Source organism: Monashia sp. HAY1-5C (assembly GCF_056755255.1).
This window is the reverse complement of record NZ_JBPGXG010000807.1, coordinates 1-234: the sequence shown is the minus strand read 5'-3', so window position 1 is coordinate 234 and position 234 is coordinate 1. Positions and strand designations below refer to the sequence as shown.

Genomic DNA, 234 nt, shown 5'->3' with positions numbered 1-234 from the left:
CAACACGGCCCGGGCCCAGGGCTCGCTCGCGCTCGGTGACCTCCAGCGCTATTCTGCGCGCCTCGACGACACCGCGAGCAACCTGCACGAGCAGATCGACGCCGCCTCTGCGACCGGTGCGCTCGCCCGCAGCGCGTCCGCGCTGGGCATGGTGCGAATGAACACGCGCGGCTACGTCGACCTGCGGACCTTCTTGGTCACCGTCGGCGGCGTCGGGCTCGTGACGATCGGGAA

Annotated in this window: 1 protein-coding gene; it reads left to right on the top strand. The window is 70.9% G+C overall.

Annotation, left to right across the window (positions count from 1 at the left end):
• Positions 1-234, top strand: a 234-nt coding sequence (locus tag ACR9ZK_RS23605; protein WP_481344337.1) for a hypothetical protein, incomplete at both ends; no start/stop codon positions are given.